Raw genomic sequence first — 24,949 nt, 5'->3', positions numbered from 1 at the left:
AGTACAGGGACTGAGATTTACGTTCAGGCGTAAGCCCGCAGCGGCTCTTCGAAGGCTTCGCTGTCCGTCTCGGACTCTGCCATGACGGCATCACATTTGCGCCAGCCAATCTTGCCCTTCAGCCGCTGATGCACATCCGTGCCAAGCGGCACGACCAGCACCCTGTTGGGATCGACAGGTCCGGGGAAATCCAAGGCGGCGTAAGCGACCTTTTCGAAACCGAGCGGCATGTAATACGGCGGGTCACCAATCAGGATAACCGCTTCAGAACCCTTGCGTTTCGCCGCAGCAATGGCAATCCGCACCAGCTCCCGTCCAATACCCATGTTCTTGTGCGACGGCCGTACAGCAAGAGGCCCAAGCATGTGGCCTTTCACTTCGCCGGCAAGAACAGGTGTCATCCGCACCGAAGCGATCGTTTCACCATCATCGGCGCAGATGAAAGACAGCAGCCGGTCATGTGGACCCTGCTCACGAATACGCGCAGCAGCCCGCGTGTGGCGACCCGGGCCAAAAGCTTCTTCGTTGATGATTTCGATGATGGCGTCGTGCGACGCGTCCTCGGTGAGGTAGACCAGTTCGTGCTTGGACATGAAGAGACCGAAACTTCCAGAATGCTGATACGACAATAGATGACGGCTGCGCCGGTTAAGGCGTTCAGGAGCGTCAGCGTCGTCGGAGCATCCGTGTTTCGATCATGGTCGATAATTTCCTCAGAATTATGAAAATCGCAATTATCAGGAAAATTTCCGATCGTCCAGAACAAATATGACAAGTGATCCATTCTCCGACAATGATGCGGAAACGCATTGTTCACCGTGGCACGGATGCACATTCTGGTTGAAACGGCTAAGATTGGCGTGAGGAAACGTACAAGGAGACAATCATGGGCATGTTGGTGGAAGGCGTATGGCAGGACGTCTGGTACGACACCAAGGAAACCAAGGGGCACTTCAAGCGCAGCGCTTCGCAGTTCCGTAACTGGATCACGGCGGACGGTGCTCCAGGTCCCTCCGGCCACGGCGGCTTCAAGGCTGAGGCCGGCCGCTATCACCTCTACGTTTCTTTCGCATGCCCGTGGGCACACCGTACCCTTATCTTCCGCAAATTGAAGTCGCTTGAAGATCTTATTTCTGTTTCAGTCGTCGACCCGCTGATGCTGGAAAAAGGTTGGGAATTCAAAACCGAGAGCACTCGCACACCCGGCGCCACGCAAGACCATCTCTTTGGGTTTTCAGCGCTCTCGCAACTCTACACCAAGGCCGATCCCAAATATTCCGGTCGCGTCACCGTTCCCGTGCTGTGGGATAAACAGACCGAAACGATCGTTTCCAATGAATCCGCGGAGATCATCCGCATGTTCAACAGTGCCTTCGACGAGCTGACGGGCAATACTGCGGATTTTTACCCCAAGGCACAGCACGAAGACATCGATGCGCTGAACGCCCTGATCTACGACACCGTTAATAACGGCGTCTACAAGGCCGGCTTCGCCACTACGCAGGAGGCTTATCAGGAAAGCGTTGTGAAGGTGTTCGAGACACTCGATCAGCTGGAGCAACGCCTGAGAGACCGTCGCTTCCTGTTCGGCTCAAGCCAGACCGAGGCGGACTGGCGGCTGTTCACTACACTCGTCCGTTTCGATCCTGTCTATGTCGGCCACTTCAAGTGCAACATACACCGCATCCACGACTATCCGAACCTGACGGGCTATCTGCGTGACCTCTACCGCACGCCGGGCGTGCCAGAGACGGTTGAGATGCGCCACATCAAGGAGCATTATTACCGCAGCCACCGCACCATCAATCCGACAGGGATCGTTCCCGTCGGACCCGAACTGGATCTGAGCACGCCGCGTGAGCGGCACAGTCTTGGCTGATTACCAGTAGTCGCTGAACGCCGCCTCGCCTGCGAGCTCCGCAAGGCGACGGCGAGTGGCGGGCGTTACACCGTCAGGCAATTCCGACAGTGCAAAAAAACCGCTTTCGACGATCTCGTGATCCGGTTTCTTCGGCGCGGTCTGCTCGACCTGCAAACGATAGAGAACCACATGATCGCGGTTACTCCCTTCCGTGTTGAGGTAGAGATGCACCAGCTCGGGGCTTGAGACAGCCTTGAGATTTCCCTCTTCACGGATTTCCTTGTGAAGCGCCATCGCCACTGTCTCACCGCGTTCAACGCCGCCGCCCGGCAGGTACCAACCAGCCAGATAAGTGTGCCTGACGAGAAAAATCCGCCCCTCTTCATCGTAGCATGCGGCCCTGACACCAACGGTTGCACCGCGGGTGAACAGAAAAATGAAATGAAGCAGGCGTATCAACACCCGTGAATGGAACGGCCGCGTATCACGGGGCATTGTTTCTTGGTTCACTCGCGCTCTTCTCCGGCGTCAGGCTTTCATTGGACGCGCTGCATATCATAGGGTATCTCTGCCGCCATGTTCAAACTCGCGCATATTTCAGACATACATCTCGGCCCGTTGCCGAAGCTTACTTTCCGGGAACTGGCATCAAAACGCATCACCGGTTTTGTTAACTGGCATCGCAATCGCCGCAAGCATCTTTTCACCGATACGTTGGAAAAACTGCTTGATGATCTCGAGACGAAAGCGCCTGATCATCTGGCGATTACCGGTGACCTCGTCAATCTTGCAACCGGCATCGAAATCCGCGCTGCCGCCGACTGGCTCGAAGAGGTTGGCACGCCAGAAACGACTTCGGTCGTTCCCGGCAACCACGACGCCTATGTCTCAGGTGCACACGACAAGGCCATGCATGCCTGGTACCCCTATGTGCGCGGTGATGGCGATCCCGATGAATGGGACGAGGATCGCAAGATTTTCCCCTACATGCGTGTCCGCGGACCTGTCGCACTCATCGGCTGCTCTACCTCGATTGCAACACCGCCATTTTCCGCGACGGGATATTTCGGCAACAGGCAGGCCCGTGCCACGGCGGACCTTCTGAAAAAGGCCGGCGAGATGGGCTTGTTTCGCGTCGTGATGATCCATCACCCACCGATCCGCGGAGCTGCGGCAACCCATAAGCGCATGATCGGCATTCGCCGGTTTGCAGGCGCGCTCGGTGTCGGCGGCGCAGAACTCGTGCTTCACGGTCATACCCATCTCAACACGGTATACTGGCTGAACACCCACCATGGCCGCGACCATATTCCCGTTGTCGGGATCGCGTCTGCAAGCCAGGGCCCAGGTGGCGAAAAACCGCGTGCAGCCTACAATCTCTTTAACATTACGGGTGAAGCCGGGGCGTGGAACGTAACCTGTGAGCGCCACAGTCTCAACGAAGCCGCAACCGGAGTTGAGCTGGAAGATGTTCGCGTTTTTTACGAAAACGGTCGTCCGCTAGGCTTTACCCGGCTGGATCGCGACTGACATCAGCCAGGGCCGCCACGCGGCTCTGACAGTGCCACATTTGTCATCCTCGCCTCAGCGGCGAGGATGATGTCGAAGCCCCGTAAAGGACTGGATCGGCTGTTACTTCGCCCGCTCTTCCAGAACGCGGTTGGCAGCGGATACGATGGCCTCCAGCGAAGCGCCAACGATGTTGGTGTTAACACCAGCACCGAACAGTTTTCCGCCAGGGTGCTCCATTTCGACATAGGCGATTGCCGACGCGTTGGAACCGTGCTGCAGGGAATGTTCGGAGTAGTCATTTACCGACAGGTCGATGCCGAGGTAGACCGACAGCGCGTTGATGAAGCCATCAATCGGACCAGTACCCTTGCCCTCGATACGCTTGACCTCGCCATTGTCGGTAATTTCTGCTGCGACGACGCGCACACCCTTGAAATCACCTGCCGGATAAGTGTGGTGATCCACGAATTTCAGACGTGCATTGGGCTGCGTGACGTAACGTTCCATGAAACGCTCATGGATACGCTTGGCGGGCAGTTCCACACCTTCTTCGTCGGTAATGCGCTGGATGTCTTCGCGGAACTCGACCTGCAGGTTGCGCGGCAGGTTCAAGCCGTAGTCCTGCTGGAGAATATAGGCGATGCCACCCTTGCCGGACTGCGAGTTGATGCGGATGATCGCCTCATAGGAACGACCGACATCCTTGGGGTCGATCGGCAGGTAGGGCACTTCCCATACCGGATGATTGGCAACCTTGATGGCCTTCATGCCCTTGTTGATCGCGTCCTGGTGCGAACCGGAAAACGCCGTATAGACCAACTCGCCGACGTAAGGGTGACGTTCCGGGATCGTCATTTCGTTGGAATATTCATAGACGGACTTGATACGCTCGATATCACGGCAATCCAGGCCTGGATCGATGCCCTGCGTATACATGTTCAATGCCAGTGTCACCACATCCACATTGCCGGTACGCTCGCCGTTGCCGAACAGCGTGCCTTCCACACGGTCAGCACCCGCCATCAGAGCCAATTCTGTTGCAGCGATGCCCGTGCCGCGGTCGTTGTGCGGATGCAGGGAGATGATGACATTTTCGCGGTTGTCGATGTTGCGGCACATCCACTCAATCTGGTCGGCATAGATGTTCGGTGTCGCCATCTCCACGGTGGACGGCAGGTTCAGGATGAGTTTGTTGTCGGCCGTCGGCTTTATCTCGGCGATCACGGCGTTGCAGATCTCCAGAGCAACGTCCAGCTCCGTGCCGGTGAAGCTTTCCGGCGAATATTCGAAGCGATAACCACCGCCGGCCTTGGCCGCCATATCGGTAATCATCTTGGCGGCATCGACGGCGATCTGCTTGATACCGGCAACATCCTTGCCGAACACGACACGGCGCTGCAATTCACTGGTGGAGTTGTAGAAGTGGATGATCGGATTTTTCGCACCTTCCAGCGCCTCGAAGGTGCGGGTGATCAGTTCAGGACGGCACTGCACCAGAACCTGCAGGGACACGTCATCCGGAACATTGCCTTCTTCCACGCACCAGCGGGCAAAATCGAAGTCAGTCTGCGAGGCGGACGGAAATCCGATCTCGATTTCCTTGAAGCCCATATCCAGCAGCAGCTTGAACATGCGCGCCTTGCGATCATGTCCCATCGGATTGACGAGCGACTGGTTGCCGTCGCGCAAGTCCACCGAACACCATACGGGCGCCTTGGTGATGGTGTTGGAAGGCCATGTACGGTCGGGAATGTTGATGGTCGGATAAGGGCGATACTTTACGTTCGCGTCCGGCATACCCTTGGAAACGGTGTTGGTCTTGGCGTCCATTGTCTTTGCTCCTTCCGCGTCCACGATGCTCGTCGGCTATCGGCGGATGCGTACCCCTTACGGGCCTAAATCATATCAAATGAGATTTCGAGTTGAGGAGCGTTCGCACCAGCGGGCTTTCGGCCGCCGGGCGCTCCTCACTGGACCCGGCAACCGCGTGTAAGGTCGAGGCTAAGAAGCGAGAGTGCACCGCATGGCGAAGCGTTCGCAGAAATCTGCGCCTTCATGCCGAAAAAGGTTGCGATGCAATTGGTCATGCCTGAGCTTATAAGCGGCGAAATATTCTGTTGCAAGAGCAAGTTTAATTTTTCATTCGTTTCACAAAGCCGGTCAGAGCCATCATCAGCCCTCCCCCGAGCAGGCCCCAGAAAGCACCGGAGATCCCCGCGAAAGACAGGCCGGAAGCGGTAATCAGGAAAGTGATGGCAGCCGCCTCACGCGTCTCGGCATCCTTGAAGGCAGCAACCGCCGAACCGGAAAAAGCACCAACCAGCGCAAGGCCGGCAACGGCTTGAATGAGAATGGGCGGAGCAAGCGCCACGAATGCCGTCACCACACCAGCCAAGAGGCCAAGGATGATGTAACCGATGCCCGCGATAATCGCCGCCCAGTACCGTCGCTTCGGATCGGCATGGGCATCCTCGCCCGCGCACATGGCAGCGGTAATGGCCGCAAGATTGACAGCGTGGCCACCGAAAGGCGCCGATAGCAGGGAAAACAGGCCGGTGGTCGCAAACAACGGTCCAGGTTGCGGATCGTAGTGATTGACTTTCAGGACGGCGATACCGGGAATGTTCTGCGATGCCATCGTGACGATGAACAACGGCAGCGCAATCGAAATGACCGCCTGCAGATTGAAGGTCGGCGTCACCCACTCTATCGGCGGCGCCAGCGACTGTGCCAGGCTGTCGAGTGCGCCAGCCGGGATTTCCACACCGAAAACCATCACCAGAACGAAGGCGGCGAGTGCAGCCGGGACGGCATAAAGCCGCTTGAAAGCCCCAACTACGATCCAGGCAAGGATGATCGGCAAACCGAGCGCCGGGTTGAAACCGATGGCTTTGACAGGAGCAAAACACAGGCCAATGATCACACCAGAAAGCATGGCGTTGGCAAGCGGCGCCGGGATCGAGGCCACTGCCCGACCAAGCGGCTTGAAAAGTCCAGCGATGATGATGAGGACCGCGCAAATGATGAAAGCGCCCACGGCGGCGGGAAAGCCGCCATCGATCACACCGGTGGTGGCCAGAAGTGCGGCCCCCGGTGTCGACCACGCTATGCTGATTGGCAGTCTCGTCGAGACTGACAGAACGATGGCACAAAGACCCATGGCCACAGAAAGCGCCATCAGTGCGGATGCTGCCTCATAGTCCGTTGCACCGACACCTTTCAGCCCCTGCAGCACCACGGCGAAGGAACTGGCGAAACCGACAAAAGCGGTCAGGCAACCCATGAACAGGCTCTGGACGGAGAGATCTTTCAGCATGGCGGGACTCGGATTTTTCGTCTGACCTGCAGATCAAAAAAAGCGGGCACTGGCAAGCCGCACTGAAAATGAAAGGGTACTCATCCTACCAGCGCAGCAAGCGACGGCCGGCAAAAGCTCCGATCAAGCCCGTCAGGAAAATACCGAGAGAATACCAGATCAACACAAAAGGCATGCCATTTTCCGTGCAGAACCATGAATAGACCCAGGCACCCGATGCGCCGGCGGCAATGCCGCCGACAAAACCAGCGAGGCGGGGACTGGCCGGGGCGGCAACCCGCCTGAGAGCCGAGAGGTTCGCGAGGAAAACAGGCAAAGCAAAAGCCACGATCAAGATCGGGCAATGGAGTGCAGACGATCCGATAATCAGCGTCCGATAGGCATCCGGGACGGCAAACCCCAATTGCACGAGCGCGATGGCGGCCATTGCGGCAAGAACCAGCGATACCCAGACAAAAAAGTAGCCCCGGTCTCCGTCCGGGCGGGACAGGCGTATGAACGCAACAAAAGCGATGGCGGCCAGCAGGGCGTTGTAAGCGGACTTGATCCAGAACGCCAACTCGGTCCGGGCTTCGATCATGTCGCTTCGAAGACCGAGAAAAACGAGCAACAGCAGCAACGAGACACATAGGGCGGGAAAGACGGCAAACACCAGCCGCCGCTCCAGGGCATGCGCAGGCACTGGCTGAAGATCGCGCGTCAGGCTCTCGATGATGTCATCCGTCTTTTTCACGTTTCTCCTCGCAGTTTCTGCGCCAACGCCTTCAGTGTTCTGTGAATACCCACGCGCGCCGCCAACTCTGTCTGACCTGATTTGATGGCAGCATCGGCAATCGATTGCCCCTCAAGTTTTACATTGCGGATCAACTCTCGTTGTTGCGGCGGCAGGCTTTCCAGCAACCTTTCCACATCCATGCGGGCCGTCACCGCATCCACAGACGAATCCGCCGCCAGCGTCTCATCGAGTTCAACTTCGGCCAACATCCGCCCGCCCCTGCCCCGATAATGATCGATAAGCTTGTAGCGGGCGATCGAGAAAAACCAGGCGGTAAATGGCCGCGTCCGATCATAGGTCTCACGACGGTCATGCAGCGACAACAGCGTTTCCTGCACGAGATCTTCAAGATCGGCCTTGATGCCGGGGATCATGCGTCGCCCATAATAGGCCACCAGCAACGTCCGAAGGGCATGGAGCAAATGCCTGTAAGCGCCCTCGTCCCCATCAAGGGAACGCAGCATCAGCATCTTCAAAGTCTCTTCCGTAACGGTGCTTGTCATCTTTTCTGCAGGTTCATTCGAAAGCAGAACGACATTGTTACACGCAAATACAAAAATTTTTCGACCGAAAAACGATGACACCACCGTGAGGCGTTACGTCGAGACCAAAACCACGCACATGAATGATGGAAATCTTCGTGTACAGAAGCCATAGCGGCACGATGAAGTCGGTCTGAGCCGTCAGCAAAAAGAAAAGCCCGCACTGCAGTGCAGTGCGGGCTTGTATTCAACCGAAAAGCGGGTGCTTTCAGAGTTCTGACTGGTTCTCGACGATCTTGCCGACGAGGCCGTAATCCTTGGCTTCCTCAGCGGACAGCCAGTAGTCACGGTCGGTATCCTTGGCAATTTTCTCGACCGGCTGGCCGGTTGCCTTGGAGAAAATCTTGTTCAGGCGCTCGTTCATCTTGATGATTTCGCGGGCCTGAATTTCGATGTCGGACGCCATGCCGCGCGTGCCACCAGAGGGTTGGTGCAACAGGAAGCGGGTGTTCGGCAGGCAAAGGCGGCGCTCTTTCGGAACAGAGACGTAAATCAGCGCGCCGGCGGAAGCGACCCAACCGGTCCCGATGATGTATACCTTCGGCTTGATGAACTTGATCATGTCGTGGATGGAGTCACCCGATTCGACATGGCCACCCGGCGAATTCACGTAAACGCGAATGTCTTCGTCGCTGGCTGCAGCCAAAGCCACGAGCTGCGTGCAGACTTTCTGCGCCAGTTCCTGAGTGATACCGCCATAGATGAAGATCGAACGCGATTTGAAAAGATTCGCTTCCGTTTCCTTCCCGATCGGCAGTTCCTTGCTCTTGTCGTCTTCGTCTTCGTTCATCAACGGCTCTCCAGCGTAATTCTATGCATGCCCTTCGGACATAGTGCGACTTGTTACGTAAGGCAATGAGCGAAAAAGGCAAGGTTTCGGACCACAGAATAAACAACGGCACCGGCAGATGACGCATGGACAATTTCTTCACAGTTACGATATCGTTGCCAATGTTGCATTGCCTGCCGGTTCGAAGATGCCCCAAGCTCCTTGGCCGGCGATAAAGATCAAAGAGGGAACCATGCTCAAAAAACTGAGCTTTACCGCAGCCGCACTTGGCTTGACCACCCTGCCCGCTTTCGCGCACCTCAACCCGGAAGAGCATGGCTCTTTCATGGCCGGTGTGTCGCATCCGTTCTTCGGCGCTGACCATATTCTGGCAATGGTCGCGGTCGGCATCTGGGCGTCACAGATAGCGTTTGCCCAAAACGACCGCAAAGCACTCTGGATTGTTCCCTCCGCTTTCGTCGGCACAATGGCAATCGGCTTCCTGTTGGCCGTATCCGGCCTCGATCTGCCATTCGTAGAACCTGCCATTCTGGCATCCGTCATCGGCCTTGGTCTGCTCGTTGCCATGGCAGCCAAGCTTCCTACCGCTGCAGCGGCGGCGGTCGTTGGCATTTTTGCCCTCTTTCACGGCCATGCACATGGCGGAGAACTTGGCAGCGCGGGCGCGTTGCAGTTTGGTATCGGCTTCATGATCGCAACCGCAATCCTGCATGCCGCCGGTATCGCCCTTGGTCTTGGCATTGGCCGTTTCGGTAACATCGCTGCCCGTGCCGCCGGCGCCCTGACAGCACTTGCCGGCCTTTCGCTCGTCTTCGGCGGCTAAGGTCATTCCAGAAAAGACGTCGTATTAACGATCAAAACCTGATCCTGGGATGCTCCAGACCATTACCGAAATTTAAAGTTCCGGATGCTTTGAAAAGCCGGAATTGCAGCATACCTCCTTATCGTGGATTTTCGCTTCACGGTAAGGAGGCACAAGATGTCACCGGAAGAAACCCAACTTCTCAAGGCCCTTTTCGACAGGACCAAAGCCGCCTCGGCAACACCGCGCGACCGCGAGGCGGAAACGTGGATCGCCGATCAAGTGCGTGATCAACCAGACGCGCCCTATTACCTCGCCCAGGCCGTCATCGTGCAGGAAAAAGGGCTAGAAGCGGCAGCGGCCCATATCCGCCAACTTGAAGAACGCATTCGCGACCTAGAAACGGGAAGCGCCGACCAGCATCGGGGAACGCAAGGCGGTTTCCTGAGTTCGATCTTCGGCACCAGTCAACAGCAAACGCCGCCGCCGGCTCCACAACCGGCAGCAGTCTATCGCAACGATACGGCTGGTCAGACGGCGGGGCCGTGGGGCCGTGCCAATGAACAGCCGCAAGCGGGTGGACCATGGAGCGGACAGACGTCTGGTTTCGGACGGTCTTCCGGCGGCAGCTTCCTGCAAGGGGCGCTTGGTACCGCAGCGGGTGTTGCGGGTGGCATGTTACTCGCAAATTCGCTCAGCGGACTTTTCAGCAACCACATGTCGTCGCTTGGCCTGGGATCACCTTTCGGAGGCAATCCAGCAGGCAATGCGCCTGTCGAAGAAACCGTCATCAACAACTACTACGGTAGCGACGCTGACCAGCAGAACGACAATGACGATCTGCAACAAGCCGACTACGACGACAATAACGACACGGATTTTGATTCAGGCGACGACAGTTCCGTCGCCTGATCATGCACCGCTGCCTCAGCACGAGAGGCAGCGACCGTCGAATTTTCAACGGCCGTACGGCGTCGGATCAGCCACGACCGCGATACGTCGCCACGCCCTGATCCGGCAACCAGACGCCTTCCGGGGCCGCACCAGTCTGCCAGAATACGTCGATCGGAATTCCGCCGCGCGGATACCAGTAAGCACCGATGCGAAGCCATTTCGGCTGCAGCAGGTCAACAAGACGCTTGGCGATGTAGACTGAGCAATCCTCGTGGAACGCACCATGGTTGCGGAACGATTGCAGGAAGAGTTTCAGGGACTTCGATTCCACCAGAAAATCGCCCGGAATATAGTCGATGACAATGTGGGCGAAATCCGGCTGACCCGTCATCGGGCAAAGCGAGGTGAATTCCGGCGCGGTAAAACGCACGACGTAATCGGTACCGGCATTGCCGTTCGGTACTTTTTCGAGAACGGCCTTTTCCGGGCTTTCTGGAGTGTCAACTTTCGCGCCCAGCTGCGAAAGACTGGAAACATCCGTCACGGACATAAAAAACTCCTGTGGTTCATAAGACGACTTTCACGCCGTGGGCCTTTTCGCCTTCCGGCTCAACGTGAATGGCAAGGCTGGCGCCCGATATGACGTCCCTTATGGCATCTTCAAGGCGGTCGCAAATATCATGCGCTTCCCGCACCGTCATGGTTGCCGGCACGACAACATGAAAATCGATAAAGGCGGCCGCGCCCGCACGACGGGTTCTAAGGTCGTGCACCCCAATGATACCATCGCAATTGTCGGCAATCGCCTTCTTGATGGCTTCGTCTTCTTCCGGCTCGACCGCCCGGTCCATCAGACCGCCCAGCGAATGCAGGATAACTTTCGATCCTTGAAACAGAATGTTGATTGCGACAACGACAGCAAGCAACGGATCAAGGATAGCATAACCGGTCAGCAAGGCCAGAACGAGACCAATCAGAACGCCGGCCGATGTGACGACGTCCGACATGATGTGATGCCCATCCGCCTTCAATGCGGGAGACGCGTATTTTTTGCCGACGCGGATCAGAATAGTCGCCCAGACGGCGTTGATCCCCCCGGCAAAAGCATTGATGGCAAGACCAAGGACAGGTGCTTCGGGCAAGCGCGGATTGAAAAGCGCACCCCACGCCTCCTGCACGATCAAAAGGGCGGCAACAACGATGAGTACCCCCTCCAGAACGGCAGACATGTACTCCGCCTTGTGATGGCCGAACTGATGATCGTCATCGGCAGGTTTTTGCGCATAGCGGATGACGAAGTAGGCTACAAATGCCGCAACCACGTTCACCGTCGATTCCAGACCATCCGAAAGCAGCGCCACCGACCCCGTGACCCACCACGCCAAAAGCTTCAGGCCCAATACACCGATTGAAAGCGGAATACCCCAGAATGCGAGCTTCCTGACGAGTGCGTTACCTTCGCTGTTCATAGTGTCCCCGTGCGGATGCGAATGAATTGCAGGACTGGCTGCCAAAACGAAACGAACCGCGCACACGGGTTGGCCCCGTGTGCGCGGTTCGATATCGGCTTTCTATCGTTCAAACCGCTTCAAAGGTCAAGACCTGGCGGAAATCAGCCATTTTCAGTCGCGTTGCTCACAAAAACGAATGCGATTGCTGAAAGGGTCGGTAACCTGCATCACGTCACCCCAGGGTTCGCTCTCTACACCCGGCTTCATGAAGGTGTATTGCTTCGCTGCCAGTTCCTTTTGAAAGGCGCGCACACCCTTCATCGTGACAAACACATTTGAGCCTGGCGTTGCATCGCCGTGATGGCCGCTCAGATGCAGGCTCAGGCCCGCACGCGAAACCTGCATGTAGAGGGGGAAGTTCTCACCAAAGCGATGTTCCCAGTCGATCGTGAAGCCTAGGAACCCGACATAGAACTCCCTTGCCTTGTCTTCATCAAAAATGCGGATGATCGGCGAGACGCGGTCGAAACCGATCCCCGCTCCTCGTTCCGTCTCTTCGATTTTTGCTGCAAGCACATTCCAGTTGTCGCAGTCGAATTGCCGAGCGACGATTTCCAATGCCTGCGAATGGGAAATGGTTGTGCCGCCCTGTTCCAGCGACGACTTCAGTGCACGCGCCATCAACTTGGCGTCGAGATAGTTGCGCATCTCTGCCTTGTCCTTTCGTATCGAGCGAAAGCCTTGTCAGTGCTCGCCTTGCCGACACGTTCGCTCATCAACGATGGACGTCAAGAAAGCGCAACTGAATACATTCACCATACCAAAGGGCGCGAGCGGCAGGTTATATTCGACCTGCCGCTTTTCTAACCCATTTCAGCGATCGGGGAAAGCCGCATCAAGCACGGCTGAGTAACAGCCGGATGCCTGCAAATCCGAAAAACATCGCCAGAGCGCCTTCTATATACCGTCGGCTGCGCTGATAGACGCGGATGGCCGGAGCGGTTGAAAACAACAGGGCATAGCCACAAAAAATGGTAATGCCGAGAAGACCGCAGCCGACAAGGATAGCGGCCAGGGTCGATGCATCCGCTCCAGGCTGAAGGCCGATCGACATGATGGCAATCCAGCCGAGCACGGCTTTTGGATTGGCGATGTGCAACAGCAATCCGCGACGGTAAAGGGCCCGATAGTCCGGCACCGTAACCTCCGTTACCACCATCGCCTTGGCTGGCTGATGAGCCATGGCCGATCGGGCGGACTTGAATGCCAGATAAAGGAGATAAAGACCACCGGCGATCTTGATGACGAATAGTGCATGCGCGTAAGTCGCAAGCACGGCGGAAAGACCTGTCGCCGCGAGCGCTGCCCAGGACAGCGAGCCGGTAATCACGCCAAGTGCGAGCATCAAGCCCGGTTTACGCCCCTGGCTCATGGCAACGCCCATAATCGCCATATTGCTCGGACCAGGACTGGCAACGGCAATGATGTAGGCTGCATAAACAAGAAGAAGGTGGTCGAGATGCTGCATGGCTGCGCGCTCTTTCGTGCGACTGGAGCTTTACCGAAATACATGCATTATGATTGATCGGCGACATCTGTGCGAGGCCGCCGATCTGAGACGATCAAGCCGCCTTCGTTTTAGCTTTGCGCGCCAGATGCGCCACAACATTTTCGATCATCCGCATTCCCGCGTCCTGACCAAGCGTCATGATCGATTCCGGATGGAACTGGACCGCTGCGACAGGCTCCTTGGCATGTTCGATACCCATGATCGTGCCGTCTTCGCTTTCCGCCGTGATGATGAAATCACGGTGCAAGGTCGCAGGGTCAGCGAAGATCGAGTGATAGCGGCCGACAGTGACCTCTTTGCCAAGACCGGAGAACACCAGACCCGGCTCCAGAACGCGAATACGGGACGGCTTACCGTGCATTGGCACAGCAAGCTGACGAAGTTCACCACCATAGGCTTCTGCCAGGGCCTGCAGGCCAAGGCAAACACCGAAGATCGGCAGATCGCGGGCACGCGCGGCCTTGATCGTCGCTTTACAATCGAAGTCGGTCGGGTTGCCTGGTCCGGGCGAGAGCACCACGAGATCGGGCTGGAAGCGGTCGAACACCTCGGCTGGAACCGGCGTGCGCACGGTCGAAACCGTCGCCCCGGTCTGGCGGAAATAGTTGGCGAGCGTGTGGACGAAACTGTCTTCGTGGTCGACGAGAAGGATCTTCACACCGTGACCAACCTTGGCGGCATCGCGTTTGCTGGACGCCGAATTCGTTGCTTTCGCGTCGCGAATAGCGGCGATCATGGCCGATGCCTTCAGCTCCGTTTCGGCTTCCTCCTCCTGCGGATTGGAATCGTTGAGAAGCGTCGCACCGGCGCGAACCTCGGCAATACCGTCCTTGATACGAATGGTGCGCAACGTCAGGCCGGTGTTCATATCGCCGTTGAAGCCAACCATGCCGATCGCCCCGCCATACCAGGCACGCGGGCTCTTTTCGTGGCTTTCGATAAAGCGCATCGCCCAGAGCTTCGGTGCGCCTGTCACTGTGACCGCCCAGGCGTGGCTGAGGAAGCCGTCGAAAGCATCCATGTCGTCGCGAAGGCGACCTTCGATGTGGTCGACGGTATGGATCAGACGCGAATACATCTCGATCTGGCGGCGGCCGATAACCTTGACCGACCCCGGCTCGCAAACGCGGCTCTTGTCGTTGCGGTCGACGTCCGAGCACATCGTCAGCTCAGACTCATCCTTCTTGGAATTCAAGAGCTTGAGAATCTGCTCGCTATCGGCAATCGGATCGTCACCACGCTTGATGGTGCCCGAGATCGGGCAGGTCTCAATGCGGCGGCCAGAGACACGGACGAACATCTCCGGCGACGCGCCGACCAAATATTCCTGATGTCCAAGGTTAATGAAGAAGGAATAAGGCGACGGATTGATGGCCTTGAGGCGGCGAGAAATATCGGATGGCTTGCTCTCGCAACGCTCCATGAACTTCTGACCAGGCACGACCTCGAACAGATCGCCGCGACGAAAGCTCTCCTTGGCCTTGACCACGAGTTCTGCATATTCGCCGGGACGATGGTCTCCCTTCGGAGGAATGGTATCCGTGGTCTTGAACGGTTCCGGCGCAATGTCTGAAGACTTGCCGTCCGTCGTTACCCCGCCCTTTTCGAAATCGTAGCGATCAATCCAGGCTTTGGCGGAATAGTGATCGACAACGAGAATTTCGTCCGGGAGAAACAGCACCATATCGCGCTGGTCTTCCGGGCGCGCAAGCGACAGCTTGATCGCGTCGAACTGGAACGCCAGATCGTAACCGAAGGCCCCGAACAGGCCGATGGCCGAGTCGGCACTGGAATAGAACAGATCGACAATGGCCCGCAACGCGGTGAAGACGGTGGGGATTTTCGAACGTTCTTCTTCCGTAAAGACACGGTCCGGTTCGTTGATCGTCAGATCAAGCCGGCGTGTCGTGGAGGCACCAAGCGTCAGATCAGGGGTCGCCTTCAGCTTCTCGGTGATGAAGGACAGCAGAACCTCGCCGCGGCCGTTATAGGCCTCGATCCACATCTTGCGACCAAAGCAGGAAATACCGAGCGGCGGATCGATGATCGCCGTGTCCCAACGGGTGTACCGACCCGGATATTCGTAGTTGGACGAGAAAACCGCACCACGCTGGGTATCAAGCTTTTCGACATAGTTGTCGATCGCATTGGCGTAGTCGGCTGCACGGCGCTGACGGCTGACCTTGATGCCGCCTTTCGTCTCGTAAACTTCGCCACCGTCATCCTGAATGATCGTTACCATTTTCTCTCGTACTTCCCGTTGTTCAGACCCGATGACAGGCGGCAGAATAACAAAAAAGCCGCCTGAAATTTCGGGCGGCTTGGACTTGTCTTGTGAACATGACTGGTCAAGGCCGCGTAAAGCTGCTCCACCACCAGTTAGCAATGTTCTTGGACACGATGTTCATGGCGAAAATTGTTAGCGCGACGAAAGGCCGTTGGCAAGCAAAGATTCCCTTGAGTTTGCACGGCATGCATGACCGCGAACGAGAAGCCGCTGAACCATACCCGCCGCCGATGCGTTCATCCCGGACCTGACCGTAAGGAGGCTACGGCTAAATGCTGCATCGCGTATTTTTTCTTCTGGCAAGTTTTCTGATGATTTCCGCCGCAGAACCGCCGCCCGATGTGCCCGTTCCGCAGCCCAAGCCGGACCAGCAAACCGTACCCGGCGAGACGCAAGAACCGTCGGAAACCCAAAAGCCAACACCCAAACCTGCGCCTCCCCAAAGCGAGAAATCTTCAGAGCCCGTTCACGGCGAGGACGAAAAGAAGTCCAGTGAGCCGTCAAAGCCAGTAGAGGAAACGGCGAAGCCTGAAGAGGAGCAGCCAGAACCGGTCAAAGAAGAAGATCCCGCGGCCCTTCAGGCCTGCCTGGGCGCATTGAAGGAGATAGGCGCCGGGTTCAAGACACACGCACCCATCCGCGATGAGGACGCAGGCTGCGGCATCGCATCACCCATCGAACTGTCGGAAATATTGCCTGGGATCAAGCTTGAGCCAGCGGGAACGATGCGTTGCGAGGCTGCGCTGGCACTTTCTCGCTGGACAAAGGACATGATGCTGCCAGCCGCGAACCTCGCCTTTCCCGACCGCAAGGTGACAGCAATCGCCAACGCGTCCACATATGTTTGCCGCAATCGCAACAGCGCCGAAAATGGCAAGATTTCCGAACATGCCAAAGGTAACGCCGTCGATATTTCCACCATCGCCTTCGACAAGGGCGAACCGCTGGTAATGAAGCCGCGCACGGAGGACGGAACACCCGAAGGCGCCTTCCAGAGAACGATTACCGCCGCAGCCTGCCTGTTTTTCCGAACGGTCCTCTCCCCAGGCAGCGACGCCACCCATCAGGATCATTTGCACCTGGACGTTCTGGAACGAAAAGGCGATTTTCTCTATTGCCGATAATAAAAAAGGGGCGACCAAAGGCCGCCCCCGACTGGAGATGAAGTTTAGCTGCCTTAGAACCGCTGTGTCAGAGAGATTTTGAACGAACGGCCAGGTTCGGAATAGAACTCGTTGGCCTGAGAACCCGCAGTGCGAGCCGTGGCATAATCGTAATATGTCTTGTCGAAGACGTTATAGATGCCGGCATTGATCCGTAGACCCTTAACCTGCTCAGGCTCGTACCAAGCAGTCAAGTCAACGATACCATAACCCGGCGTCGAGAAATAACTTCTCTGACCGTTGGTGATGATGTCTTTGCCCCGTCCACCGTTTGCAGCAATCCAGTCGATCCCGACACCCCATGTCTCAGTATCATAAGCAGCACTTATAACGCCCTTGAGAGGTGAAACCGACTGAAGGAAGCTGCCATTATCGAGATTTTTGCCGTTCGCGTAGGCCAGACCAGCACGTAGGCTGAAACCATTGTCGAAGCGGGTATGAGCAGAGAGTTCCGCACCATAAATACGCGCCCGGTCAAGATTCACACCTCGCGTAATACCACCCTGTCGATAGTTATTGAGGTCATATCCGAGAGCTGCCGCCTCGCTGGCTGTCAGACTCGCCGTTTCAATGAAGTTTTTGTAGCGATTGTAGAAGAGATTGATACGTCCACCGAGATCGTCGTCGCCAAAGTTGGCCCCAATTTCAAATCCGTTGCTCGTCTCGGACTCAAGATTAGGGTTGCCAAGACGTAGATAGGTTCCTGGGCCACCGAATACGCTATACAGTTCACCCGCATTCGGAGCGCGGAAACCCATGGCCCACTGCGCGTACAGCTCCACTTTCTCAGAAACGTCGTACGCAGCGCGCACCTTAGGTGAAATTCCCACATCGTCAAACTCGCCGGGCAGTGCGGGGCGATTGGTATTGCGGGCGTACTCTGGCGTCATCTTCGGTGTATGTTCGACCCAGTCGAAACGGATGCCTGGGGTCAAAGAAAAGCCACTGGAACCAAATCCGATTTTGTCATCAAGGAAGAAACCAATCCGGTTGCTATCGACCTTGGGCGTATCAGCCTGATTGGTGTGCAGGTTTGCGCAAGCAGCGAACGCACCAGTATAAGGCAAGCGGCAATTATCAACACCGGATGAGTATTGTTCAGAGGTGCTTCTCGAAAGATCAAAACCAAATGTGACGTCGTGATTGAGTTGTCCGGTTGAGAAATCTTTCTGCAACGCGCCAATCAGGCCGAAGCTGTTTTCATCGTAGTCATTGAGACGGCTGATATTACCAACCACGCTTGTGGAACGATATCCAGTATATCCGGTTTCGCGAGACTGTCTTTGCCAATATAGCGACGCCCAGGCGTTGTCGATCGGGCCGTCCTCACCAATTGCCTCATAGTTATAGTCAAGAGAAATGCGATCGCGAGCGGATGCGTTATTCGTAGAATAATTTCCGGGAAGGTAGTTGTCGCGCGGACCCAGCACAGCCACCTGATTGATCTTGGAGTCCGTATCACGATCGATGCGGAAACTTTCTGCCGTCAATCCTATGCGATGCCCCCCTTCCAAGTCTTGTCGTAACTTAAAGAGTAAGTTGTGCTGATCGTAATCAGAAGGATTGGCCTTAGTGCGGGTTGTGCCGTAGCTGTCGACACCTCCGTTGGTCTTACGCTCCTTGCCTTTCTTGTATCCGCCCTGAAACATGATCGAGGTATTTTCGATCTTCTTTGCCACTGCAATTGAAGGATCGTAACTCGTATCAGCGCTGTCAAAGGTGAACTTTGCGACGCCACCCCAATCGCGGCCATCTTGAATGAGGTCTTCAGGTTCAAGTGTGCGCAGACCAAGGACGCCCCCAAGAGCCCCTGATCCGGCACGGCTCGAATCTGCACCACGAACGACATCAACGGCAGAGAGAGAGGAGAAATTGAAAGTATCTAGACCACCAGTAGCACCTCGAGTGGCGTCTGAAAGATACCTTACTGGAATTCCGTCGATTGTGGTCAGCACGCGGTCGCCTTCAAGGCCTCGAATGTTGACGGAACCATTGCTCCGGTTGAATGACACTCCAGGCTGAGCGACACGTCCCAAATCCTCAATGCTCGTAATCTGCTTATTCTGGATTGTTGCTGCAGTCGTTTCGGTCGCAAGAGGCGTATCGGCAACTGTGCTACCAGCCTTAACGCGCTTGCCCTTCACCACAATCTGGTCAAGCGATGTTGTGCCGTTGGTCTGTGAGGTGTTTTCCTGAGATTGCGCTGCCGCTGCAATCGGAAGGAAGACCATGGCTGTGCAAAGAAGCAGCGCGGAATGTGAGCGCAGAATGGACATGAATTATACTACCCCCGGTACGCCGCGCGCACGAAAACACCGGCGCGCGAAAAAGCGCCCCGAGCTGTGAACACGGCGGAAACTGTTATGATTTGTTACGGCTTTGCCGTTATTTGAGGACTAAAAAACATGACATTAACTGTCAACATATTAAACATGACTCGAAGCATCATATTTTAAAGTAGTTTGCTGCGTTGCAAAAATGTAACAAAATGTTGCTGCGGGTGAAAAAACGGAAATATCTGTAAAAATGCAGCGGCAAATTCAAAGTCCGCATATTCGTACTTGATACAATATTGCCTGCCAGATTAGATGGCAGCTTCGTTTTGCCAATAACAAACATAACAGATAATCAAACGGATACGGACAATGAAGTCTCTTGAACTGCTCGTTGAGCGGATCATTCTCTCCAGCCGCTGGCTACTCGTCGCTTTTTATCTCGGCCTTGTTGCCGCACTTGCTGTCTATGCGTTTTCGTTCGCGCTCAAATTTTTCAAGGTCGCGAAGAACGTTTTCAACTACGACGAAGCCGATATGATCCTTGCGATGCTGGGTCTGATCGATGCCGCGCTGGTTGCCAGCCTCATTGTGATGGTGATGATTTCGGGTTACGAAAACTTTGTCAGCCGTTTTGATGAAGCCGACGGTGAGGTTTCCTTCCTCGGAAAGCTCGATGCTGGCAGCCTGAAGATCAAGGTCGCATCGTCGATCGTGGCAATCTCGTCCATCCATCTCCTGCAGATCTTCCTGAACGCCAACCAATACACAGACAGCAAGCTGATGTGGTTCACCATCATGCATCTGGCGTTCGTCGTGTCGGCAGTCATGCTTGGCTACCTCGAAAAACTGATGGCGAAGTCGAAGGACAAACCCGAGAACCCGGCCATATAAATCAGAATCCAATTGTTACGAGGTCTGGGTACCGTGTTCGCTTTTCCCGCATATTCTTCGTTGCCGAAAGCGGCACCCTACCGGACAGCGTTGCTTGAATGCTGACGCTTGGCCGCCAATCGAACCTCAGCCAACAATTCTCAGCTTCCGCCAATACGGAAGACTGGCTGGCGGCCTTGACGAATCTGGCCTACGAATTTGGCTACGCGCATGTCACGCTACTGAAAATCCCTTCGACGGCAGGCTCCGGCGTGTCCGCCGTCATTCTGGAAACCACACTGCCGCAATGGATCATCCGTGAAGTGGGCCATCACGGCCCTCCGAACGACTGTGCAGCCATCCGTTGCGGCATGTCATCGCTTGTCCCTCAATATTGGTCCATGGATGAAGACGATGCCTTGCCGGGCGCGATCGCGCTGACAACGGATTCCTTCCGTGGCATCGGCATCACATGCGGGCTGACCATTCCACTGAATGGTCTGAACGGAGGTAAACATCTCCTGACCTTTGGCGGTGATCGCACACATCTGCCGCAGGCTGCGCTCAACGAACTGGGCATGATCTGTCTTCACGCTTTCGAGATTTACGATCGCCTCTGCCGGACAGGGATCAAGAGTCCGTCGCCACTGACAAAACGAGAATTGGACGTTGTGCGCTGGACAGCGCAAGGCAAGACATCGGTTGAAATTGCCGAGATCCTGTCAATCTCGGAGCATACGGTCAACGCCTATATGAACAACGCCATGCGCAAGCTGGATTGCGTCAATCGCACCCAGCTCGTCGCAAAGACCATTCGCCTGAAACTCATCAACTAAACGCGGCGGCCTAGCGATCCAGTACGGAGCGCAGCTCCACCAGGTTCGAACGCACCCGCAGGACATAAAAACCCATGGTTGCGAGGTGCGATGGCATGATCCAGCCGCTTTCCTCGCCGTTCGAAATGATGGCTGGCTGAATGCGCAGTGCAGCGCGCGTCTGCGCCAAAGTGTCGTTCCAGAGATTGGTCAGGTTACGCTCACGAATGACCTGCGCGAAGTCCGAACCTGCTGCAGAGAGCACCCCGTAATATCCGTAGAGCTGACCGTAAGCGAACCAGAAGCGATCATCAGCGCGTGTATCGAACCAGCCACCGTTATAATTCTCGGAACGCTCGCGCAGGATCGCCGAGGTCGCCCCGATATCGCCGGCGATACGGTCGATAAACTGGATCAGGTTGTCGGCGCGGGTGTCGAACACCGCCTTGCAGGCAACGAGTTCGCCGTTGAATGCCTGGAAGCTCCGGATGGCGGCGCGGTAATAGCTTGGCGTCGGCGTTTTCGGACCGAACGGGTCGAGGCCGAAATACCAGGAATACTCGCTGAACTGCATGTTGCCACGCGCTTCCTGAAGATTGTTATTGATGCCGGAGGTTCCACGGACGCGACCAAGCGTATCCACCAGTTCGATCGACGTACGACGTACCGCCTGATTGATACCACGCTGAAACGACGCCTTGTTGTCGAGGAAAGGGGTGCTGTCCCAATCGATCCCGAACAGCCCCAACCTGTAAAGCAGCATGGAGGAAATCCAGGCGTTCTGGTTAACGTTGAAATCGGTCAGATCGGCAGCCACGTCGACAATAGCGGATCTCTGGCAGACGGGCGCTGCAGTGCTGGCAGCGCTGGACGTTGTCTGTGTGGAAGCACCGGCCGCAGCATCAGGCAATTCCTGGCCCGCCGGAACGGCGCGCTCGGACAGTTTGTAACGACTTACATAGTCAGGGTCGAAATTCGTCCAGACTTGTGTCTGCCAGACGAAATAGCCGTAAAATCCCACAAGTCCGATGAGAACGAGAGCAACCGGCCCCTTCACCGTCCAGTGCCGACCCCGGTACCAACCGTGTGCGGCGAGAAACGGCCAAAGCAGCCACGCCACGAAAACACTGACAGCCTTGCCAATGGCACTGAATACAGCCTGAATCAAAGCGTTAATCCGGTCGATCATGTCGTCATGTTCTCCTCAGTCCGGCGGGACGAAAGGACGAGAGGCGTCACATCAAGGACGCCGCCCATCCCTGGGCCGACATTGTGGCCGGTTTCGCTCTTCCAGATATGTTCCGGTCGATGTGGATGCAACACGATTGCGAAACTTTTCTCAACCCGTGGTCCGTACAATCGAAGCGAAATGACGGAGGCCGTCAGAGACCGAGCTTTGCAATCTCCGCTTCCAGACGCTCTTTGGCCTTCTTGGGCAACTTGCCGTTTTTCACCGCATCCAGATTGGCGGGCGCCGCATCACCAACGACCACCAAAGCGACCATGCCCATGCCCACATGCGGCGTGCATTTGACGACATAGGCCCCTTCCTTGTCGACCGTGACCTTCAGCGTCTCGTTCATCTTGCCTTTGAAATCCGCAACGCCTTCGGGGAGCATGTCTTTCACCGCTGCAGCATCATGCCCCTTGTCAACCGGAACGAAAACGATCACGTCGCCCACGGCCGCTTTGACAGCAGCCGGTTCGAATACCATCGCCTGACCGTCGCTGCCCTTGTTCAGCATCTTGATTTCGATCTCGGCCGACGCCGCGGGAAATGCGAACAGCCCTGTCATGGCTGCAAGCGTGATGAATTGGGCGATCTTATTCTGCATGTCTTCTGCTCCTGAGGGACACCACATTGGCGCGAATGCGCAGGCGCGGTGTTAGCACTCAGGCAGAATCGACCTCTTTGAGAAAAATCAAATGCGGCAAGGCGACGCGGAGCATCAGCCTTCCTTGACGGTCTCCACCCAGTGGCGACGGCAGAACGACACATATTTCTCGTTACCACCGACATCGATCTGAGCACCGTCCTTGACGACTTTTCCTTGCTGATCGAAACGCGCCACCATCGTCGCCTTGCGGCCGCAGTGGCAGATGGTGCGGATTTCGCGCAGCTCATCGGCAATGGCGAGCAACTCCCTCGACGCAGGAAACAGTTTGCCCTGGAAATCCGTCCGCAGGCCATAGGCCATCACCGGGATATTCAGCTTGTCGGCAATATGCGCCAATTGCCAGACATGATGTTCGGAAAGGAAATGAGCCTCATCGATGAAGAGACAGGCGATTGCCGCCTGCTCGTGCAACACCTGTACTTCGGCGAAGATGTCAGTGCTTTCGTCAAAAGTCAGGGCATCCGAGGAGAGGCCGATGCGCGAGGCAACCTTGCCAACACCCGCCCTGTCATCAAAGGCAGCCGTAAAAATCAGGGTGCGCATGCCGCGCTCCTGATAGTTGTAGGATGCTTGCAACAGCATGGTCGACTTGCCGGCGTTCATCGCAGCATAATTGAAATAGAGCTTGGCCATCATCCACTCCTTGTGCGGCGTCTTTTGCCGGGGATGGGCCGCGATGAAAAGTGGCACAGCATAAAAACCACAGATTTCCACGAAGGAAGAAGCCTTGATTCGACGCAGGACAAGGCCGTTTTCATCCTCAGTGTCGCAAACGGTGCGCCAAAACACGCAAATGCGCATGAGTTGATTGTGCGGTGCAGATATTGATAATGGCAAGGGAACTGAAAAGGGAGCAAGCAATGTTTGCAAATAGAAATCGCTGTCTGGCGCTGGCCGCAGCAATCTCCACGCTGGCCCTCGGTGCAGCCAGCGCGCAGGCCGCAGAGCCCGCAAGTTGTGGTACGGTGCGCTTCTCCGACGTCGGCTGGACCGACATCACCGCCACAACCGCCACGGCAACCGTGATTTTGAAAAGCCTTGGCTACGAAACCGACGTCAAGCTTCTCTCGGTCCCCGTCACCTACACCTCGCTCAAGAACAAGGACATCGACGTCTTCCTCGGCAACTGGATGCCGACCATGGAAGGCGACATTGCCCCCTATCGCGAAGACAAGTCCGTCGAAACTGTCCGTGAAAACCTCACGGGCGCCAAATACACGCTGGCGACCAACGCCAAGGGCGCCGAACTCGGCATCAAGGATTTCAAGGATATCGCCACCCACAGTGATGCTCTCAGTGGTAAGATCTACGGCATTGAACCGGGAAATGACGGAAACCGCCTGATCCTCGATATGGTTGCCAAGGACACATTTGGCCTCAAGAGCTTCGAGGTCGTCGAATCGTCCGAACAGGGCATGCTGGCGCAGGTCGCCCGTGCAGAAAAATCCGGTGAACCGATCGTCTTCCTCGGCTGGGAACCGCATCCGATGAACGCGAATTTCAAGCTGGCCTATCTGACCGGCGGTGACGACGTTTTCGGCCCGAATCTCGGCGGCGCGACGATCTACACCAACGTTCGCAAGGGCTACACGGAAGAATGCCCGAACGTCGGCACATTGCTCAAGAACCTGCAGTTCTCGCTGCCCATGGAAAACGAGATCATGGGCAAGATTCTGAATGACGGCCTTGAGGGCGAAGCCGCAGCGACAGCCTGGTTGAAAGCCAATCCTTCGGCAATCGAGCCATGGCTTGCCAACGTCAAGACCAAGGATGGCAGCGCGGATGCCCTACCAGCCGTGAAGAAGGCATTGGGCCTCTAAAGCGAAGACATGCGATGCTGATCCGGGGTGTCTTTTGACATACCCGGACGAGCGGGGCATGACATGATATCCGTGCATGGCGTTGGCCGCGAAATTCTGTCGCGTCGAGCGCCAAGCGCTCGCCCGGCGTCTGGCAAGGCAATGTCAGAATCTATGAAACGGATCGAAATGGCGAGGACTGCGACAAAAGCCGAAGGGTGAGGTCAGTGGCTCCGCCAAAGGCTGCAACAAGTAGACTGATGCAATACCCGTCATCATTTCGATCCATTTCACAGGTTCCAAGCCCGAACTGCCCGCCGTCGTCCCT

General features: G+C 56.2%; 24 protein-coding genes. 8 read left to right on the top strand and 16 right to left on the bottom strand.

Annotation, left to right across the window (positions count from 1 at the left end):
• Positions 1-23: 23 nt before the first annotated feature.
• Positions 24-593 carry a GNAT family N-acetyltransferase gene (locus tag ACIQT8_RS10755; protein ID WP_400965023.1) on the bottom strand — a complete coding sequence of 190 codons (570 nt, stop codon included), beginning with the start codon at positions 591-593 and terminating at the stop codon, positions 24-26.
• A gap of 293 nt (positions 594-886) precedes the next feature.
• On the opposite strand from ACIQT8_RS10755, the gene ACIQT8_RS10750 reads away from it, so the two are divergent.
• Entirely contained in the window at positions 887-1,879 is a 993-nt protein-coding gene (locus tag ACIQT8_RS10750; protein ID WP_400965022.1) for a glutathione S-transferase family protein, read from the top strand.
• Here ACIQT8_RS10750 and ACIQT8_RS10745 read toward each other — a convergent pair whose 3' ends face one another.
• On the bottom strand, positions 1,880-2,356 hold the full coding sequence (locus tag ACIQT8_RS10745) for an NUDIX domain-containing protein (protein ID WP_400965419.1): 477 nt from the start codon (positions 2,354-2,356) through the stop codon (positions 1,880-1,882). It abuts the gene before it with no gap.
• 81 nt (positions 2,357-2,437) lie between these two features.
• Between ACIQT8_RS10745 and ACIQT8_RS10740 the strand changes: the two genes are divergently transcribed.
• Entirely contained in the window at positions 2,438-3,391 is a 954-nt protein-coding gene (locus tag ACIQT8_RS10740; protein ID WP_138791120.1) for a metallophosphoesterase, read from the top strand.
• 102 nt (positions 3,392-3,493) lie between these two features.
• On the opposite strand, the gene leuA is transcribed toward ACIQT8_RS10740, so the two are convergent.
• From leuA to ACIQT8_RS10715, 5 genes are all read right to left on the bottom strand, one after another.
• Entirely contained in the window at positions 3,494-5,203 is a 1,710-nt protein-coding gene (leuA, locus tag ACIQT8_RS10735; RefSeq protein ID WP_138791121.1) for a 2-isopropylmalate synthase, read from the bottom strand.
• Between the two features lie 301 nt (positions 5,204-5,504).
• On the bottom strand, positions 5,505-6,689 hold the full coding sequence (locus ACIQT8_RS10730; RefSeq protein ID WP_138791122.1) for a benzoate/H(+) symporter BenE family transporter: 1,185 nt from the start codon (positions 6,687-6,689) through the stop codon (positions 5,505-5,507).
• An 85-nt stretch (positions 6,690-6,774) separates the two neighbouring features.
• Positions 6,775-7,422, bottom strand: coding sequence for an NrsF family protein (locus ACIQT8_RS10725; RefSeq protein WP_400965021.1), 648 nt, complete (start codon positions 7,420-7,422; stop codon positions 6,775-6,777).
• Complete coding sequence (locus tag ACIQT8_RS10720; RefSeq protein ID WP_400965416.1) at positions 7,419-7,934, bottom strand: sigma-70 family RNA polymerase sigma factor; 516 nt, start codon at positions 7,932-7,934, stop codon at positions 7,419-7,421. The genes ACIQT8_RS10725 and ACIQT8_RS10720 overlap by 4 nt, the downstream gene beginning before the upstream one ends.
• Positions 7,935-8,214: 280 nt before the next feature.
• Positions 8,215-8,799, bottom strand: coding sequence for an ATP-dependent Clp protease proteolytic subunit (locus ACIQT8_RS10715; protein WP_178340853.1), 585 nt, complete (start codon positions 8,797-8,799; stop codon positions 8,215-8,217).
• Between the two features lie 229 nt (positions 8,800-9,028).
• On the opposite strand from ACIQT8_RS10715, the gene ACIQT8_RS10710 reads away from it, so the two are divergent.
• Together ACIQT8_RS10710 and ACIQT8_RS10705 are read left to right on the top strand one after the other, a co-directional pair.
• The gene (locus tag ACIQT8_RS10710) at positions 9,029-9,619 is read left to right on the top strand and encodes a HupE/UreJ family protein (protein ID WP_138791125.1); all 591 of its coding nucleotides are present in this window, start codon (positions 9,029-9,031) and stop codon (positions 9,617-9,619) included.
• Positions 9,620-9,775: 156 nt separating this feature from the next.
• Entirely contained in the window at positions 9,776-10,510 is a 735-nt protein-coding gene (locus tag ACIQT8_RS10705) for a DUF2076 domain-containing protein (RefSeq protein ID WP_400965020.1), read from the top strand.
• Positions 10,511-10,577: 67 nt separating this feature from the next.
• Here ACIQT8_RS10705 and queF read toward each other — a convergent pair whose 3' ends face one another.
• The 5 genes from queF to ACIQT8_RS10680 all read right to left on the bottom strand — a co-directional run bounded on the left by queF (position 10,578) and on the right by ACIQT8_RS10680 (position 15,755).
• Positions 10,578-11,042 carry a preQ(1) synthase gene (queF, locus tag ACIQT8_RS10700; protein WP_138791127.1) on the bottom strand — a complete coding sequence of 155 codons (465 nt, stop codon included), beginning with the start codon at positions 11,040-11,042 and terminating at the stop codon, positions 10,578-10,580.
• Between the two features lie 16 nt (positions 11,043-11,058).
• A complete protein-coding gene (locus ACIQT8_RS10695) occupies positions 11,059-11,961 on the bottom strand; it encodes a cation diffusion facilitator family transporter (RefSeq protein ID WP_262523122.1) in 903 nt (300 codons plus the stop codon).
• A gap of 153 nt (positions 11,962-12,114) precedes the next feature.
• Positions 12,115-12,651 (bottom strand): glyoxalase superfamily protein, encoded by a 537-nt coding sequence (locus tag ACIQT8_RS10690; protein WP_400965019.1) that lies wholly within the window; start codon positions 12,649-12,651, stop codon positions 12,115-12,117.
• Positions 12,652-12,838: 187 nt separating this feature from the next.
• Positions 12,839-13,471 carry a LysE family translocator gene (locus tag ACIQT8_RS10685; RefSeq protein ID WP_400965018.1) on the bottom strand — a complete coding sequence of 211 codons (633 nt, stop codon included), beginning with the start codon at positions 13,469-13,471 and terminating at the stop codon, positions 12,839-12,841.
• A 94-nt stretch (positions 13,472-13,565) separates the two neighbouring features.
• Positions 13,566-15,755: an anthranilate synthase gene (locus ACIQT8_RS10680; RefSeq protein WP_262523126.1), complete on the bottom strand. Its 2,190-nt coding sequence runs from the start codon at positions 15,753-15,755 to the stop codon at positions 13,566-13,568.
• A 317-nt stretch (positions 15,756-16,072) separates the two neighbouring features.
• On the opposite strand from ACIQT8_RS10680, the gene ACIQT8_RS10675 reads away from it, so the two are divergent.
• Entirely contained in the window at positions 16,073-16,924 is an 852-nt protein-coding gene (locus ACIQT8_RS10675; protein ID WP_400965017.1) for an extensin family protein, read from the top strand.
• A 53-nt stretch (positions 16,925-16,977) separates the two neighbouring features.
• On the opposite strand, the gene ACIQT8_RS10670 is transcribed toward ACIQT8_RS10675, so the two are convergent.
• Positions 16,978-19,239, bottom strand: a complete 2,262-nt coding sequence (locus tag ACIQT8_RS10670) for a TonB-dependent hemoglobin/transferrin/lactoferrin family receptor (RefSeq protein WP_262523128.1) — start codon at positions 19,237-19,239, stop codon at positions 16,978-16,980.
• A gap of 369 nt (positions 19,240-19,608) precedes the next feature.
• Here ACIQT8_RS10670 and ACIQT8_RS10665 point away from each other — a divergent pair, with 369 nt between their 5' ends.
• Together ACIQT8_RS10665 and ACIQT8_RS10660 are read left to right on the top strand one after the other, a co-directional pair.
• Positions 19,609-20,130, top strand: a complete 522-nt coding sequence (locus ACIQT8_RS10665; protein WP_138791133.1) for a TIGR00645 family protein — start codon at positions 19,609-19,611, stop codon at positions 20,128-20,130.
• 98 nt (positions 20,131-20,228) lie between these two features.
• Complete coding sequence (locus ACIQT8_RS10660; protein ID WP_400965016.1) at positions 20,229-20,945, top strand: helix-turn-helix transcriptional regulator; 717 nt, start codon at positions 20,229-20,231, stop codon at positions 20,943-20,945.
• Positions 20,946-20,955: 10 nt separating this feature from the next.
• On the opposite strand, the gene ACIQT8_RS10655 is transcribed toward ACIQT8_RS10660, so the two are convergent.
• The 3 genes from ACIQT8_RS10655 to ACIQT8_RS10645 all read right to left on the bottom strand — a co-directional run bounded on the left by ACIQT8_RS10655 (position 20,956) and on the right by ACIQT8_RS10645 (position 23,455).
• Positions 20,956-22,113 carry a DUF2333 family protein gene (locus tag ACIQT8_RS10655; protein WP_400965015.1) on the bottom strand — a complete coding sequence of 386 codons (1,158 nt, stop codon included), beginning with the start codon at positions 22,111-22,113 and terminating at the stop codon, positions 20,956-20,958.
• Positions 22,114-22,306: 193 nt separating this feature from the next.
• Positions 22,307-22,759 carry a pseudoazurin gene (locus ACIQT8_RS10650; RefSeq protein WP_138791136.1) on the bottom strand — a complete coding sequence of 151 codons (453 nt, stop codon included), beginning with the start codon at positions 22,757-22,759 and terminating at the stop codon, positions 22,307-22,309.
• Positions 22,760-22,873: 114 nt separating this feature from the next.
• Positions 22,874-23,455, bottom strand: coding sequence for a thymidine kinase (locus ACIQT8_RS10645; protein ID WP_138791137.1), 582 nt, complete (start codon positions 23,453-23,455; stop codon positions 22,874-22,876).
• Between the two features lie 227 nt (positions 23,456-23,682).
• Here ACIQT8_RS10645 and ACIQT8_RS10640 point away from each other — a divergent pair, with 227 nt between their 5' ends.
• A complete protein-coding gene (locus ACIQT8_RS10640) occupies positions 23,683-24,642 on the top strand; it encodes a choline ABC transporter substrate-binding protein (protein ID WP_138791138.1) in 960 nt (319 codons plus the stop codon).
• Positions 24,643-24,949: the final 307 nt, after the last annotated feature.

The sequence above is a fragment of the Agrobacterium sp. NPDC090273 genome (assembly GCF_044772305.1).
GTDB lineage: Bacteria > Pseudomonadota > Alphaproteobacteria > Rhizobiales > Rhizobiaceae > Agrobacterium.
This window is presented reverse-complemented; position numbering and strand designations above follow the sequence as displayed.

What these genes read in the sequence shown, in the direction of transcription:
- ACIQT8_RS10755 (WP_400965023.1), bottom strand. Translation starts at nt 593, where the DNA reads ATGTCCAAGCACGAACTGGTCTACCTCACCGAGGACGCGTCGCACGAC.
- ACIQT8_RS10750 (WP_400965022.1), top strand. Translation starts at nt 887, where the DNA reads ATGGGCATGTTGGTGGAAGGCGTATGGCAGGACGTCTGGTACGACACC.
- ACIQT8_RS10745 (WP_400965419.1), bottom strand. Translation starts at nt 2,356, where the DNA reads ATGCCCCGTGATACGCGGCCGTTCCATTCACGGGTGTTGATACGCCTG.
- ACIQT8_RS10740 (WP_138791120.1), top strand. Translation starts at nt 2,438, where the DNA reads ATGTTCAAACTCGCGCATATTTCAGACATACATCTCGGCCCGTTGCCG.
- leuA (WP_138791121.1), bottom strand. Translation starts at nt 5,203, where the DNA reads ATGGACGCCAAGACCAACACCGTTTCCAAGGGTATGCCGGACGCGAAC.
- ACIQT8_RS10730 (WP_138791122.1), bottom strand. Translation starts at nt 6,689, where the DNA reads ATGCTGAAAGATCTCTCCGTCCAGAGCCTGTTCATGGGTTGCCTGACC.
- ACIQT8_RS10720 (WP_400965416.1), bottom strand. Translation starts at nt 7,934, where the DNA reads ATGCTGATGCTGCGTTCCCTTGATGGGGACGAGGGCGCTTACAGGCAT.
- ACIQT8_RS10710 (WP_138791125.1), top strand. Translation starts at nt 9,029, where the DNA reads ATGCTCAAAAAACTGAGCTTTACCGCAGCCGCACTTGGCTTGACCACC.
- ACIQT8_RS10705 (WP_400965020.1), top strand. Translation starts at nt 9,776, where the DNA reads ATGTCACCGGAAGAAACCCAACTTCTCAAGGCCCTTTTCGACAGGACC.
- queF (WP_138791127.1), bottom strand. Translation starts at nt 11,042, where the DNA reads ATGTCCGTGACGGATGTTTCCAGTCTTTCGCAGCTGGGCGCGAAAGTT.
- ACIQT8_RS10695 (WP_262523122.1), bottom strand. Translation starts at nt 11,961, where the DNA reads ATGAACAGCGAAGGTAACGCACTCGTCAGGAAGCTCGCATTCTGGGGT.
- ACIQT8_RS10690 (WP_400965019.1), bottom strand. Translation starts at nt 12,651, where the DNA reads ATGCGCAACTATCTCGACGCCAAGTTGATGGCGCGTGCACTGAAGTCG.
- ACIQT8_RS10685 (WP_400965018.1), bottom strand. Translation starts at nt 13,471, where the DNA reads ATGCAGCATCTCGACCACCTTCTTCTTGTTTATGCAGCCTACATCATT.
- ACIQT8_RS10680 (WP_262523126.1), bottom strand. Translation starts at nt 15,755, where the DNA reads ATGGTAACGATCATTCAGGATGACGGTGGCGAAGTTTACGAGACGAAA.
- ACIQT8_RS10675 (WP_400965017.1), top strand. Translation starts at nt 16,073, where the DNA reads ATGCTGCATCGCGTATTTTTTCTTCTGGCAAGTTTTCTGATGATTTCC.
- ACIQT8_RS10670 (WP_262523128.1), bottom strand. Translation starts at nt 19,239, where the DNA reads ATGTCCATTCTGCGCTCACATTCCGCGCTGCTTCTTTGCACAGCCATG.
- ACIQT8_RS10665 (WP_138791133.1), top strand. Translation starts at nt 19,609, where the DNA reads ATGAAGTCTCTTGAACTGCTCGTTGAGCGGATCATTCTCTCCAGCCGC.
- ACIQT8_RS10660 (WP_400965016.1), top strand. Translation starts at nt 20,229, where the DNA reads ATGCTGACGCTTGGCCGCCAATCGAACCTCAGCCAACAATTCTCAGCT.
- ACIQT8_RS10655 (WP_400965015.1), bottom strand. Translation starts at nt 22,113, where the DNA reads ATGATCGACCGGATTAACGCTTTGATTCAGGCTGTATTCAGTGCCATT.
- ACIQT8_RS10650 (WP_138791136.1), bottom strand. Translation starts at nt 22,759, where the DNA reads ATGCAGAATAAGATCGCCCAATTCATCACGCTTGCAGCCATGACAGGG.
- ACIQT8_RS10645 (WP_138791137.1), bottom strand. Translation starts at nt 23,455, where the DNA reads ATGGCCAAGCTCTATTTCAATTATGCTGCGATGAACGCCGGCAAGTCG.
- ACIQT8_RS10640 (WP_138791138.1), top strand. Translation starts at nt 23,683, where the DNA reads ATGTTTGCAAATAGAAATCGCTGTCTGGCGCTGGCCGCAGCAATCTCC.